General features: G+C 74.9%; 13 protein-coding genes and 1 tRNA gene. 3 read left to right on the top strand and 11 right to left on the bottom strand.

Annotated elements, in window-relative coordinates:
- Positions 1-154: 154 nt before the first annotated feature.
- Both J3473_RS06880 and J3473_RS06875 read left to right on the top strand, forming a co-directional pair.
- Entirely contained in the window at positions 155-970 is an 816-nt protein-coding gene (locus tag J3473_RS06880) for a DUF6801 domain-containing protein (RefSeq protein ID WP_207022444.1), read from the top strand.
- A gap of 5 nt (positions 971-975) precedes the next feature.
- Entirely contained in the window at positions 976-1656 is a 681-nt protein-coding gene (locus tag J3473_RS06875; RefSeq protein ID WP_207022443.1) for a class F sortase, read from the top strand.
- Positions 1657-1756: 100 nt separating this feature from the next.
- Here J3473_RS06875 and J3473_RS06870 read toward each other — a convergent pair whose 3' ends face one another.
- The 9 genes from J3473_RS06870 to J3473_RS06830 form a co-directional block, all read right to left on the bottom strand.
- On the bottom strand, positions 1757-2251 hold the full coding sequence (locus tag J3473_RS06870) for a DUF3180 domain-containing protein (protein ID WP_030526645.1): 495 nt from the start codon (positions 2249-2251) through the stop codon (positions 1757-1759).
- Complete coding sequence (gene folK, locus J3473_RS06865; protein ID WP_242525726.1) at positions 2248-3156, bottom strand: 2-amino-4-hydroxy-6-hydroxymethyldihydropteridine diphosphokinase; 909 nt, start codon at positions 3154-3156, stop codon at positions 2248-2250. The genes J3473_RS06870 and folK overlap by 4 nt, the downstream gene beginning before the upstream one ends.
- Positions 3153-3992, bottom strand: a complete 840-nt coding sequence (gene folP / locus J3473_RS06860; RefSeq protein WP_242525725.1) for a dihydropteroate synthase — start codon at positions 3990-3992, stop codon at positions 3153-3155. Before folP ends, folK begins: the two co-directional genes overlap by 4 nt.
- A gap of 8 nt (positions 3993-4000) precedes the next feature.
- On the bottom strand, positions 4001-4600 hold the full coding sequence (folE, locus tag J3473_RS06855; protein WP_207022575.1) for a GTP cyclohydrolase I FolE: 600 nt from the start codon (positions 4598-4600) through the stop codon (positions 4001-4003).
- A gap of 13 nt (positions 4601-4613) precedes the next feature.
- Complete coding sequence (gene ftsH / locus J3473_RS06850) at positions 4614-6713, bottom strand: ATP-dependent zinc metalloprotease FtsH (protein WP_207022441.1); 2100 nt, start codon at positions 6711-6713, stop codon at positions 4614-4616.
- A gap of 159 nt (positions 6714-6872) precedes the next feature.
- Positions 6873-7424 (bottom strand): hypoxanthine phosphoribosyltransferase, encoded by a 552-nt coding sequence (hpt, locus tag J3473_RS06845; RefSeq protein WP_030526640.1) that lies wholly within the window; start codon positions 7422-7424, stop codon positions 6873-6875.
- Positions 7425-7460: 36 nt separating this feature from the next.
- Positions 7461-8459, bottom strand: coding sequence for a tRNA lysidine(34) synthetase TilS (tilS, locus tag J3473_RS06840; RefSeq protein ID WP_207022440.1), 999 nt, complete (start codon positions 8457-8459; stop codon positions 7461-7463).
- A 33-nt stretch (positions 8460-8492) separates the two neighbouring features.
- Positions 8493-9533, bottom strand: coding sequence for a zinc-dependent metalloprotease (locus tag J3473_RS06835; RefSeq protein WP_207022439.1), 1041 nt, complete (start codon positions 9531-9533; stop codon positions 8493-8495).
- Between the two features lie 21 nt (positions 9534-9554).
- The gene (locus J3473_RS06830) at positions 9555-11012 is read right to left on the bottom strand and encodes a D-alanyl-D-alanine carboxypeptidase (protein ID WP_207022438.1); all 1458 of its coding nucleotides are present in this window, start codon (positions 11010-11012) and stop codon (positions 9555-9557) included.
- An 84-nt stretch (positions 11013-11096) separates the two neighbouring features.
- Between J3473_RS06830 and J3473_RS06825 the strand changes: the two genes are divergently transcribed.
- Entirely contained in the window at positions 11097-11729 is a 633-nt protein-coding gene (locus J3473_RS06825) for an inorganic diphosphatase (protein ID WP_030526636.1), read from the top strand.
- Between the two features lie 108 nt (positions 11730-11837).
- On the opposite strand, the gene J3473_RS06820 is transcribed toward J3473_RS06825, so the two are convergent.
- The gene (locus J3473_RS06820; protein WP_207022437.1) at positions 11838-12335 is read right to left on the bottom strand and encodes a DUF427 domain-containing protein; all 498 of its coding nucleotides are present in this window, start codon (positions 12333-12335) and stop codon (positions 11838-11840) included.
- 200 nt (positions 12336-12535) lie between these two features.
- Positions 12536-12612 (bottom strand) — tRNA-Thr (locus J3473_RS06815).
- Between the last annotated feature and the right edge of the window lie 39 nt (positions 12613-12651).

Genomic DNA, 12651 nt, shown 5'->3' with positions numbered 1-12651 from the left:
TCGATTGATGCACGGGGCGGGGGCGCCGGCCTCAGGGGCGGGGCGCAGGTGCTGCACGATCCCGCAGCCGGGGTGGCCGGACCCCGACCCCTCCGCTACGTTCGCGGAACCGTCGGTCGCCTCGCGACCGGTTCCGTCATCGAGGGGGAGACTCGTGTCCACGCTGCTGCACACCACCGTCCGCGCCGCGCTCGTCGGGGGGCTCGCCGTCCTGGCGACCGCCGGCGCCGCGACCAGCGCCCAGGCCCGCTCCGGCGACCTGACCTACACCTGTGACGTCCGTCAGGACGTCACAGGCGGCCCCGACTTCTCGACGACCTTCTCCGCCCGCTTCGACTCACCGGTCCGCGACGACGGGACGGCGACGGCGCCCGCCGGCTCGGGCCTGTCGCTCGACCCCTTCACCGGCACGGTCGTGCTGTCCGAGCAGGCCGCGGACGTGCTGCGGGACCACGGCACGACCGAGGCCTCGGTGGGGGCCAGCCTCGTCGCGGCCGTCGCCGAGGACCCGCAGGACACGGCCACCGACATCGACCTGCGCATCCCGGACACCGCGGTCCCGGAGACCGGCCCCATGACGCTGCAGGTCCGCAACGACGACCCCGGTATCCGCACCGCCGTCCGCCGGGGCCCCAACACCCTCGTCGCGGACTCGCTGACCCTCAACGTGTTCGACGCGGGAGGGACCGACGACCTCGTCCTCAACGCCGAGTGCCGGCTGGTCGACGAGGGCGACGTGTCGTTCGACCGGCTCACCGGGACGGCGGCCGCGACCGCCACGCCGACCGAGACCGCGACCGCCGACCCGAGCACGACCGCCTCGCCCGTGCGCCCCGGGCTGGTGCAGACCGACGACCCCGAGGACGAGGGCACCCCGCTCCTGCCCGCCGCGCTCCTCGGTGCCGCCGCCCTGACCGCCGCGGCCCTCGGCGCGCGCAGCCTGCGCTCGGCCGCCACCCGGCGCCACTGAGGCCCGTGCCCGCCGGACCCCCGGGAGCCTCCCGCCGCAGCCTGCTCGTGGCGGGGCTCCTCGGCGTCGGCGTGCTGACCGGCTGCGGCGGCCGTCCCCGCTCACCGGCGCCCTCGCCCGCCCCGGCGCGCACCACGGCCGTCCCGAGCCCGGTGGCGCTCACGACTCCGACCCCCACGCCCTCCCCGACCGCGGCCGCGACCCGCCGGGCGTCCCGCGACCTCGCCGGCTCACCGGACCGGGTGGTCCTCGTGCGCGCCGACGGCACCACGCTGGTCGACGCCCCCGTGCGCCCCGTCGGCCTCGACGAGCGCGGCGTCCTCTCCCCGCCGGGCGGCGTCGTCGGCTGGTACGACGAGCCCGGCTGGCCCCGGCCCGGCCACCCCGGCGCCGCCATCCTCGCCGGGCACGTCGGCACCCCGGGCAACGGCCCCGACGTCTTCCGCCGGCTCCCCCAGGCCCGCCGTGGGGACACGGTCACCGTGCGCTACGACTCCGGCGACGTCGTCCGCTTCGTCGTGCGCCGCTCCGCCGGGATGCCCAAGCAGCAGACCCCGACCGACGACACCATCTGGGACGCGGGGAACCCGGTGCCGCTCCTGCGGCTCATCACGTGCGACCCCCGCACGCCCCTCGCGCGCGGCCACTACGAGGGCAACTGGGTCCTCTGGGCCGACCTCGCCTGACCTCCTCGCACGGGGCCCCGGGCCGGTGCGCAGGAACCGTCACATTCGTCGACTGCTGCACGGGGCGGGGGCGGCGGTGGGAGCGGGCGGGATGCCGGCGTCAGTGGCGGGGCGCGGGCTCGTCGGCCTGGCCGGACCGGTCTTCGTCGTCGTCGCGGTCGATGCGGCACCACGCCTGCGCCACCATCCCGGCGACGACGAGCAGCACCGAGGCCAGCAGCATCAGGCCGAAGACGAGCAGCCGGTCGCGGTTGGCGACGAGCGAGAGGTCGCCGAGCAGGCTCGCGAGCTGCCCGAGGTACCAGCCGGCGGCCGCGGCCCCGGTCAGCGCCGCCGCCTGGGCGAGGACGACGGTCCGCGCCGCCCGCAGCGCCTCGACCGACGTGCGGTGGCCGCTGCGCACGTGGCGCCGGACCGGGCGGGCCAGCCAGAGCACGAGCCCACCCATGACGACGAGCAGGACGCCGGCCGCCCACGGGGGACGCTGCAGCAGCGTGCCGTCGCGGGTGACGACGAAGGCCACCAGCCAGCCGACCACTGCCGTGACGAGCGCGACGAGGGCCAGCACCTGGAGGCGGATGCCGTTGCGGCTCAAGAGGTCTCCTCGTGCAGCGGCGTGATGTCGGAGGTGTCGAGACCCGTCAGCAGGTCGGCCACGGCGACGACGCCGCCGTCGTGCCGCAGCACCGCCGACGGGTCGGCGTCGTGCCAGGGCGCGAGCACGAAGCCGCGCTCGTGCGCCCGCGGGTGGGGGAGCTGCAGGTGCGGTCGGTCGGACACCACGTCGGTGCCGTCGGCCGGGTCGCCGTACTGGACGAGGTCGAGGTCGAGGGTGCGGGCGCCCCACCGCACCTCGCGCACCCGGTCGAACGCGGCCTCGAGCCGGTGCAGCTCGCGCAGGAAGGACGCCGGCGAGAGCGCGGTGCGCATCGTCGCGACGGCGTTGGCGTAGCGCGGCTGCTCGGGCCCGCCGACCGGGTCGGTGCCGACGACGCCGGAGGCGTGCAGCCCGTGCACGGCGGGGTGGTGGGCCAGCGCCTCGAGGGCCGAGCGCACGGTGTCGGCGGGCGCGCTGGCGCCGTGCGGCAGGTTGGCCCCCACCGCGACGACGACCGGCACCGGCTCCCGGTGGCGCACGACCCGGACGGTGACGTCGCCGAACGGCACGCCGACCGGCGCCTGCGGCTTGTGCACGGTGACGACCACCTCGTCGACGGCGGTGTGCCGCAACGCGTCCTGTGCGACGACCTCGGCGAGCCGCTCGATGAGGTCGAACGGCTCGCCCTCGATGCGGGCCAGGGTCGCGGCCCCGATCTCGCCGTAGTTGACGGTGTCGCCGAGGTCGTCGGTACGACCGGCCGGCGCCAGGTCGACGGCGATCTCGACGTCGACGACGAACTCCTGGCCCTCGCGCTTCTCGTGCTCGAAGACGCCGTGGAACCCGCGCCCGCGCACCCCGCTGAGGGTGACGCGGTCGCGCGAGGTGCCGGCGGGGATCACGCGTCGACCCCGGGGCCGCGCAGGGCCAGCGCGACGTCGAGGGAGTCGACGGCCGCGACGACGTCATGAACGCGAACGCCCCACGCGCCGTGGGCGGCCGCGTGCGCGGTCGTCACCGCGGTCGCGACGTCGCGCTCGAGCGGCGCCCGCTCCGCGCGACCCTCGCGGCCGACGAGGCCGAGGAACTTCTTGCGCGAGGTGCCGACGAGCACCGGCTGCCCGAGGGCGAGCACCTCGTCGAGGCGGCGCAGCAGCTCCCAGTTGTGGGCCGCGAGCTTCGCGAACCCGAACCCCGGGTCGAGGACGAGCCGCGAGGCGTCGACCCCCGCCGCCAGCGCGGCGTCGAGGCGACCCTGCAGCTCGCGACCGACGTCGGCGACGACGTCGTCGTACCGGGCGCGGTCCTGCATCTCCGCGCTGTGGCCGCGCCAGTGCATCGCGACGTAGGGGACGCCGCGCTCCGCGACCAGCGGCAGCATGTCGGAGTCGGCGAGGCCGCCCGAGACGTCGTTGACGAGCGTGGCGCCGGCGTCGAGCGCCGCGGCGGCGACCGAGGCGCGCATCGTGTCGACCGACACCGGGCCGTCCGCGGCCAGCGCCTCGACGACGGGCAGCACCCGGCGCAGCTCCTCGGCCTCGGAGGGCCGCTCGGCCCCCGGACGGGTGGACTCGCCGCCGACGTCGAGGACGTCGGCGCCCTGCTCGCGCAGCAGCCGGCCGTGCGCGACGGCGTCGTCGGGCTGGAACCACTCGCCGCCGTCGCTGAAGGAGTCGGGCGTGACGTTGACGACGCCGAGGACCAGCGGCCGGCCGGGCCGGCCGGTGGGGAGGGGCACCGCCCCGGTCACCGCTTCCCGCCGAGCAGCAGCGACATCGCCTCTGCCCGGGTGGCCACGTCGCGCAGCTGCCCACGCACCGCGGAGGTGATCGTCCGCGAGCCCGGCTTCTGCACGCCGCGCATCGACATGCACAGGTGCTCCGCCTCGATGACGACGATGACGCCCTGCACCCCGAGGTGCTCGACGAGCGCATCGGCGACCTGCGTCGTGATCTGCTCCTGCACCTGCGGGCGCCGGGCGTAGACCTCGACGAGCCGACCCAGCTTCGACAGGCCCGTCACGCGGCCGTCGGTGCCCGGGATGTACCCGATGTGCGCGACGCCGTGAAAGGGCAGGAGGTGGTGCTCGCACGTCGAGTACATCGGGATGTCCCGGACGATCACGAGCTCCTCGTGCTCGATCGGGAACGTCGCCGACAGCACCTCGGCGGGGTCCTGCCACAGACCGGCGTAGAGCTCGTGCGCGGCCTTGGCCACCCGCTTCGGGGTGTCGAGCAGGCCGTCGCGGTCGGGGTCCTCGCCGATGGCGTAGAGGAACTCCCGGACCGCGGCCTCGGCGCGCGCGACGTCGACCGGAGGTCGCGTCGTGCTGGTGCCCTGCGTCATGACGACCTCCTGGTCAGGGTTCGACACGCCCACCCTCCGGCACCTCGACGGTCTCGGACGCGGGATGCTCCGAGGGACCGGCACCGTCCTGGGCCCGGGCGTCGATGGCGGCCTCGGTCGCCGGGTCGCCCGGGGTGACGACGGCGCCGTGGGGGGCGCCGGAGCCGTTGGCGCGCCCGGCGAGGGCGGCCTCCTCGGCCGGCGTGAGGACCGGCGGGATGTCGGAGAGGGTGCGGTGCTCGCTCGAGAGCCACTGGGGGCGCCGGGGGCGCTTGTTGATGTCCTCGAAGATCGTCGCGAGCTCGGCCGCGTTGAGCGTCTCCTTCTCGAGGAGCTCGAGGACGAGGCGGTCGAGGATGTGGCGGTTGTCGTTGACGACGTGCCACGCTTCGTCGTGCGCGGCGTCGATGAGCTTGCGCACCTCCTCGTCGACGACCGCGGCGACCTGCTCGGAGTAGTCGCGCTGGTGCCCCATGTCGCGGCCGAGGAACGGCTCGCCCTGGCTCTGGCCGAGCTTGATCGCGCCGACGCGCTCGCTCATGCCGAACTCGGTGACCATCTTGCGGGCCATCGCCGTGGCCTTCTCGATGTCGTTGGCGGCGCCGGTGGTCGGGTCGTGGAAGATGATCTCCTCCGCGACGCGGCCGCCGAGGGCGTAGGAGAGCTGGTCGAGGATCTCGTTGCGGGTCGTCGAGTACTTGTCGTCGACCGGCATGACCATCGTGTAGCCGAGGGCCCGGCCGCGCGGCAGGATCGTCACCTTGGTCACCGGGTCGAGGTGGTTCATCCCCGCCGCGACGAGCGCGTGGCCGCCCTCGTGGTAGGCCGTGATCTTGCGCTCCTTGGCCGACATGATGCGCGTGCGCTTCTGCGGGCCGGCGATGACGCGGTCGATGGCCTCGTCGAGGACCTCGTCGTCGATGAGCTTCTTGTCGCCGCGGGCGGTGAGCAGCGCCGCCTCGTTGAGGACGTTCGCGAGGTCGGCACCGGTCATGCCGGGGGTGCGCCGCGCGACGGCGAGGAGGTCGACGTTGGCACCCATCGGCTTGCCCGCCGCGTGCACCTGGAGGATGCGGTGGCGGCCGATCATGTCGGGGTTCTCGACCGCGATCTGCCGGTCGAAGCGGCCCGGGCGCAGCAGCGCCGGGTCGAGGATGTCGGGGCGGTTGGTCGCCGCGATGAGGATGACGTTGGTCTTGACGTCGAAGCCGTCCATCTCGACGAGCAGCTGGTTGAGCGTCTGCTCGCGCTCGTCGTGACCGCCGCCGAGCCCGGCGCCGCGGTGGCGGCCGACGGCGTCGATCTCGTCGACGAAGACGATGGCGGGGGCGTTGGCCTTGGCCTGCTCGAAGAGGTCGCGGACGCGGCTGGCGCCGACACCGACGAACATCTCGACGAAGTCCGAGCCGGAGATCGAGTAGAACGGCACGCCCGCCTCGCCGGCGACGGCGCGCGCGAGGAGGGTCTTGCCGGTACCGGGCTGGCCGTAGAGCAGCACGCCCTTGGGGATCTTCGCGCCGACGGCGAGGAACTTCGCCGGCTCGCGGAGGAACTCGACGATCTCGTGGAGCTCCTCGACGGCCTCGTCGGCGCCCGCGACGTCGGCGAAGGTGACCTTGGGGGTGTCCTTCGTCGCGAGCTTGGCGCGCGACTTGCCGAACTGCATGACGCGCGAGCCGCCGCCCTGGGCCTGGGTCATGAGGAACCAGAAGAGACCGACGAGCAGGAGCACGGGGAAGAAGCTGATGAACAGGGTCCAGAAGGCGCTGTCGCCCTCGACCTTGTCGTCGTAGCCGTCTGGGAGGTTGGACTTGAGCTCGGCGACGAGGTCCGCGGCGCGGGCGTCGACGTACTCGGCCCGCACCTGCGTGGCGCCGGAGATCTTCTTCTCGGGGTCGGAGAAGGTCTGGCCGCTCTTGAGGTCGAGGGTGAGCACGTTGTCGGTGCTCATGACCGCCGACTCGACCTTCTTGTCGGTGATGAGCTTCTCGGCCTGGGCCGTCGTGATCGTCGTGTAGCTGCCGTTCCCGCCCACCGTGAAGACGAGGAGGAGGAGCACGAGGGCGGCGAGCACCCAGAACACGGGGGCCCGGAGAATGCGTTTGAAGTCCATCTGGTCGCGGGGCGCGGGGCCCCACCCTCCTGGTGCTCGTCGAGAGTGGCCCGGGCGGTCCGTCCGGGACTGGTACACGCTAGCAACGAGCCCGTCCGCGCTCGTGTTCCGCCGTCGAACCCGGACCCGGTCGGTCACGGGTCGGCGGCGGGCGCGGGGTCAGCTGTAGACGTGCGGGGCGAGGGTGCCGACGACGCGCAGGCCGCGGTAGGCCTCCGCGTAGTCGAGGCCGTAGCCGACGACGAACTCGTTGGGGATGTCGAAGCCGACCCACTTGACGTCGACCTCGACCTTGGCGGCCTCGGGCTTGCGCAGGAGGGTGCAGATCTCGACCGAGGCGGGGCTGCGCGACTCGAGGTTGGACTTGATCCACGACAGCGTGAGGCCGGAGTCGACGATGTCCTCGACGATGAGCACGTGGCGGCCGCTGATGTCGGTGTCGAGGTCCTTGAGGATGCGGACGACACCGCTGCTCTTGGTCCCCGAGCCGTAGGACGAGACGGCCATCCAGTCGACCGGCGCGGTCATCGGCAGCGCGCGCATGAGGTCGGCCATCACCATGACGGCGCCCTTGAGGACCCCGACGAGGAGGAGGTCCTTGCCCGCGTACTCGTCGGCGATGAGACCGGCCAGCTCCTCGAGCTTGGCGTGGATCTCGTCCTCGGTGATGAGGACTCGTTCGAGGTCGGCTCCCATGTGGGCAGCGTCCACGTCGGCTCCTGGTGAAGGGGATGGGTGGGTCGCGCCCTATTCAACCCGAGCGGGGGGACCGATGGACACCCGGCCGTCGACCCGCTGCACCCTCAGGTCCCCCGGCGCGTGGACCGCGCCCTGCCCGCGCCAGTGGGTCAGCAGCCGGTCGCAGGCCTCGACGTGGCGGGACGAGACCTGCCCGGCCGGGGCGCCGGCGGCGACGAGGAGCCGACGCCAGACCCGGGTGCGGACGGCGCGCGGCAGGGTCACGAGCGCGTCGGCCGCCCACGGGCCCGGCCCGAGGGTCGCGGCCGCCTCGTCGGCGAGGGCATCGAGGTGGTCGGCGTCCTCGCGCAGGAGGTCGGCGCTGCGGGCCAGCGCCGCGCCGAGCCCGGGGCCGAGGTCGGCCTCGAGGGCGCGCAGGGCGCGGCGGGCGCGCACCCGCGCGAAGGCCGGGTCCTCGTTCATCGGGTCCTCCCACCACGCGAGGCCCTCGGCCGTGCAGGCGGCGCGGGTCTGCTCCCGGGTGAGGCCGAGCAGCGGCCGGCGGTAGGGGCCGCGGGCGGCGGGCATCCCGGCGAGGCTGCGCGCGCCGGAGCCCCGGGCCAGGCCGAGGAGCACCTGCTCGGCCTGGTCGTCGCGGGTGTGGCCGAGGAGGACCAGGCGCGCCCCGTGGTGGCGCACGGCATCGTCGAGGACGCGGTAGCGGGCCTGCCGGGCCATCGCCTCGAGCCCGTCCGGGCCGTCGGCCGGCACCCACGTCGAGGCGACGGACACGGGGTCGAGCCCGAGCGAGCGCAGGCGTGCACCGGTCTCCTCGGCGACCTCGCGCGAGCCCTCCCGGAGCCCGTGGTCGACGACGACCGCCCCGACCCGCAGGCCGGCGCGCTCCCCCTGGTACCGGGCGGCGTCCGCGAGCGCCGTCGAGTCGGCGCCGCCGCTGCACGCCACGAGGACGAGGTCACCGGGGTCGCACCCCGCGAGCACGGCGCGCACCGCCGAGCGCACGGCGGCGACGGCCGGGTGCGGGCGGCCCCACGCACGTCCCGTCATCCCGGCAGTGTGCCGCAGGCGGGGCGCGCCGCGTCAGGCGTGGACGCGGCGGACCCAGGCGGCCGGGTCGGCGATCTCCTGCGGCAGCGGCAGGGTCTCGGGCGAGGTCCACACGGCGTTGAAGCCGTCGACGCCCACCTGCTCCTGCACCCCGCGGACGAACGCGGCGCCGTCGCGGTACTGGCGCATCTTGGCCTCGAGGCCGAGCAGGCGGCGCAACAGGCGGTCCGGCGCCCCGGAGCCGCGCCGGCGGTCCGTGAAGCGCGAGCGGATGTCGGCGACGGTCGGGATGTGCGCCGGGCCCACGTCGTCCATGACGACGTCGGCGTGGCCCTCGAGGAGGGACATGACGGCGGTGACGCGGGCCAGCTGCTCGCGCTGCTCGGGGGTCGCGAAGAGCTCCGTGATGCCGGTGCCGCCCTCGGAGAAGACCTCGGGCAGCCGCTCGGTGACGCGCGAGACGATCTCCTGGATGCGCTCGGAGTCGGGCGCGAGGTCGACCGCGAGGCGGCGGGCCTGCGTGACGAGGTGGTCGCGCAGCCAGGGGTTCGCCGTGAACTGCACGCGGTGGGTCTCCTCGTGCATGCAGACCCAGGCGCGGAAGTCGGCGGCGTCGACCCCGAGCTCGCGCGCCGTGGCGACGAGGTTGGGCGCCACGAGCAGCAGCGCCGGGGTGCCCCCGGGGGCGATGTCGTACTGGCCGAGCACCTTGCTCGCCATGAACGCGAGGAGGGCCCCGGCCTCGGCGCCGGTCACCTTGCCGCCGATGGCCTGCGCGGTCGCGCCCGGGGTCACGCCGCGCTTGCCGACGATCGCGTCGACCGCGGGGTCCAGTAGGGCCGACATCGAGTCGGCGTTGACGGTGATCCACGTCGCCCGGTCGACGACGAGCGCGTCGGGCGCGTCGGCGGGCGTGTGCATCCGCGCGGTCTCGGCGACCGGCTGCCGGGCCGCCCGCGCCGCGGCGCGGATGGCCTCGACCTCGGCCCTCGCCTGCGTCGGTGACACCACGGGACCGGCCGGCACGAGCGTGCGGCCGGTGCTCTTCGCGAACTCCCAGTCGACGTATCCCACGGGCTCAGCCTCTCATCCGCGTCAGCCGGTCGTGCCGCTGCAGCCGCACCGGGTCACGGCGGCGACGACGCGGTCCATCGCGGCGCGGGCGCGCAGCGTGCCGTCGTAGGTCCGGGGGAAGCCGTCGACCTGCACGACGAAGGTCAGCGGTCGGCCGTCGGCGTCGACGGTCGTGCCGGCCAGTGACGAGCCGGCCCGCAGGGTGCCGGTCTTGGCGCGCGGCACGCCCAGCACGTCGCGCGTCGCGTCCGCCGAGAAGCGGTGCCGGAGCGTGCCGGACAGCCCGGAGACCGGCAGCCCGGCGACGACCCCGCGCAGCTGCTCGGGCTCACCGCGCACCGCGAGCCCGAGGACGGCCGAGAGCGTCGCGGGCGCCACGGCCTGCCCGGGGCTGAGGCCGCTCGCGTCCTCGAGGCGCATCCCGGCGGTGGGGACGTCGGCGGCCTCGAGGCGCGCGGTGATGAGGTCGGCGTTGGCGTCGGCGTCCTCGGTCGGCCGGCCCAGCGTCGCGGCGGCCTGCCGGACGAGGCTCTCGGCGAGGGAGTTGTCGCTCTCGGCGAGCGCGAGCCCGAGCAGCTCGCCGTAGGTGGCGGACTCGACCGTGCCGAGGGCGACCGCGTCGGCCGGGGCGGGCCGCGACCACGTCGAGGTCGGGCGCAGACGGGCCGTGACCCCCTCGGCGCGCAGCCGCTGGACGAGGGTGCGGGCGACGACGTCCTCGGGCCGGGTGGGCGCCGGGCGGGCCGGGGTCGCGCGGGTCGTCGTCAGGCCGGTCATGACGACCGGCCCGGCGAAGCCGTCGCGGACGTCGTTGGGGTTCCACGTCGGCGGCACCCGGGGGCCGGGCGCGAACGAGGTGTCCAGGCGCAGGGTGACGGTGGTGCGTCCGTCGGCCACCAGCGTGCGGGCGACGCGGCGGGCGAGGTCGGTCAGGCCCGCGCGCCCGGCGACCGCGTCGGCGTCGCCGCGGCCGGGCGCGAGCAGCATGTCGCCGCGGACGACGAGGACGAGGTCGCGCGAGCCGGGGGCGGCCACGACGCTCGTCGGGACCCGCTCGTCGAGGTCGAGGGTGTCGGCGACGGCGTAGGCGGCGAGCAGCTTGGCGGTGGAGGCCGGCGGGCGCGGGGTACCGCCCGCGCGCGACCACAGCTCCTCCCCCGTCACGCCGTCGCGGATGCTCACGCCGAGGCCCTTCCGCAGCGCGGGGTCGTCGTCGGCCGCCGCGACCGCCGCGGCCAGGCCGGCGGCCGAGGGGACCGGCGCACTCGTCCCGTCGGTCGCCGCGAGGGAGGGTGCGGCGGTGGGCAGCAGCGAGGGGACCTCGCCCTCGTCCGCGTCGGCTCCCGGTGCCGGGGCGAGCGCCACCGGGCGGTCGAGGGTGAGCACGCCGGGGACGACGTCGTACACGTCGGCGGTCACGTAGCCGGCGCCCGCGAGGAGGACCAGGGCGCTCGCGCCGGCGAGCATGACACGTCTCACCCGGCCTCCCTTCGTCCCCTGGGCCCTCCATGCGCCAGACTGTCGGACGAGCCTAGGTCACGCAGCAGAGGGAGTCTTTCCACCGTGGAGTTCGACGTCACCATCGAGATCCCCAAGGGTCACCGCAACAAGTACGAGGTCGACCACGAGTCGGGCCGCATCCGGCTGGACCGCATGCTGTTCACCGCGATGTCGTACCCGTCGGACTACGGGTACATCGAGGACTCGCTCGGCGAGGACGGCGACCCGCTGGACGCGCTCGTGCTCCTCGACGAGCCGACCTTCCCGGGCTGCGTCGTGCGCGCCCGGCCCATCGGCATGTTCCACATGCGCGACGAGGCCGGTGGCGACGACAAGATCCTCTGCATCCCGGCGGGCGACCCGCGCAAGGCGCACATCAGCGAGCTCGAGCACGTCACCGAGTTCGACCGCCTCGAGATCCAGCACTTCTTCGAGACCTACAAGGACCTCGAGCCCGGCAAGTCGGTCGAGGGCGCGCACTGGGCGGGGCGCGTGGAGGCCGAGGCCTGCATCACCGACGCCATCGAGCGGGCCCGCGCGGCCGGCCTGAGCACCGCCCGCTGGCGGATGCCCCCGCACGCCGAGGTCCCCGCGAACGCGTCGACCTCCGCCCACACGAGCGACGAGCTGGCCGCCGCCTCCGAGCGGGCCCGCGCCGAGCTGGCCACGAAGGACAAGCCGCTCAGCGACGACTGACTCCCCGCGCCGCCCGGACGTCCCGGGCGCGACGGCGACAGACCCCCGGGCGCACCGACGTGGTGCGACCGGGGGTCCGTCGTCTCCCGGGGTGGCGGCGGTCCGGGCTCACCATCCCCAGGTGCCGGGTCCGCCCTTGAACGGCCCGACGACGCGGCTGGTCACCCATCCCCCGTAGAAGCCGCCCTCCTGCGGGGTGACGACCTCGCCCGCCACGACGCAACGGTCCATCGCGGCGGGCATGACGGCGACGTGGTCGACGAGGGCCGTGAAGCCGGGGTTGGGGTGCGGGTAGGTCCACGCGGCCGACTCGGCCACCTCGCGCCGGCCGAGTACGTCGAAGTAGACCGCCTCGCCCTTCCACTCGCAGTACGACGAGCCGTGCGCCCGCCGCAGGGCGCCCTCGGTGAAGTCCTCGCGCGGCAGGTAGTAGGTCGGGGGGTGGCTCGTCTCGAGGACCCGCAGGCTGCGGGTGGAGCGGGCGACGAGGACGCCGCCGAACCAGACCTCGACCGGCTCGTCGCTCGGCTCGACCGCGGGCGGGCGCGGGTAGTCCCACACCGACTCCTGGCCGGGGGCGGTGGGCAGCGGCACGGGTCTGGTCATCTCGCCACGCTATGCCCGGCGCCGCGCCCGTGACCCGCCGTCCGCCGACGTTCGACAACCCCTGCCCGCGCCACCCGACTTCTTGCGAGTTCGGCCGGTCGACACGCCTGCGCACGGGGTGTCGGGCGGCGGAACTCGCAATCAGTGAAGAGAAGGATGCGCGAAGGCCCCCTCGACGCGGGGTCGAGGGGGCCTTCGGGTGGAGCCGCCTATCGGAATCGAACCGATGACCTATTCATTACGAGTGAATCGCTCTGGCCGACTGAGCTAAGGCGGCGTGCGCACGCGGCGGACCGGGCGCGCCGGACGAGTATAT

The organism is Phycicoccus sp. DTK01, from assembly GCF_017312765.1.
Taxonomy (GTDB): Bacteria; Actinomycetota; Actinomycetes; order Actinomycetales; family Dermatophilaceae; genus Phycicoccus; species Phycicoccus jejuensis.
The sequence above is the reverse complement of the archived record's forward strand: the minus strand, read 5'-3'. Positions and strand labels throughout refer to the sequence as shown.

What these genes read in the sequence shown, in the direction of transcription:
- folE (WP_207022575.1), bottom strand. Translation starts at nt 4,600, where the DNA reads ATGACGCAGGGCACCAGCACGACGCGACCTCCGGTCGACGTCGCGCGC.
- ftsH (WP_207022441.1), bottom strand. Translation starts at nt 6,713, where the DNA reads ATGGACTTCAAACGCATTCTCCGGGCCCCCGTGTTCTGGGTGCTCGCC.
- tilS (WP_207022440.1), bottom strand. Translation starts at nt 8,459, where the DNA reads ATGACGGGACGTGCGTGGGGCCGCCCGCACCCGGCCGTCGCCGCCGTG.
- J3473_RS06820 (WP_207022437.1), bottom strand. Translation starts at nt 12,335, where the DNA reads ATGACCAGACCCGTGCCGCTGCCCACCGCCCCCGGCCAGGAGTCGGTG.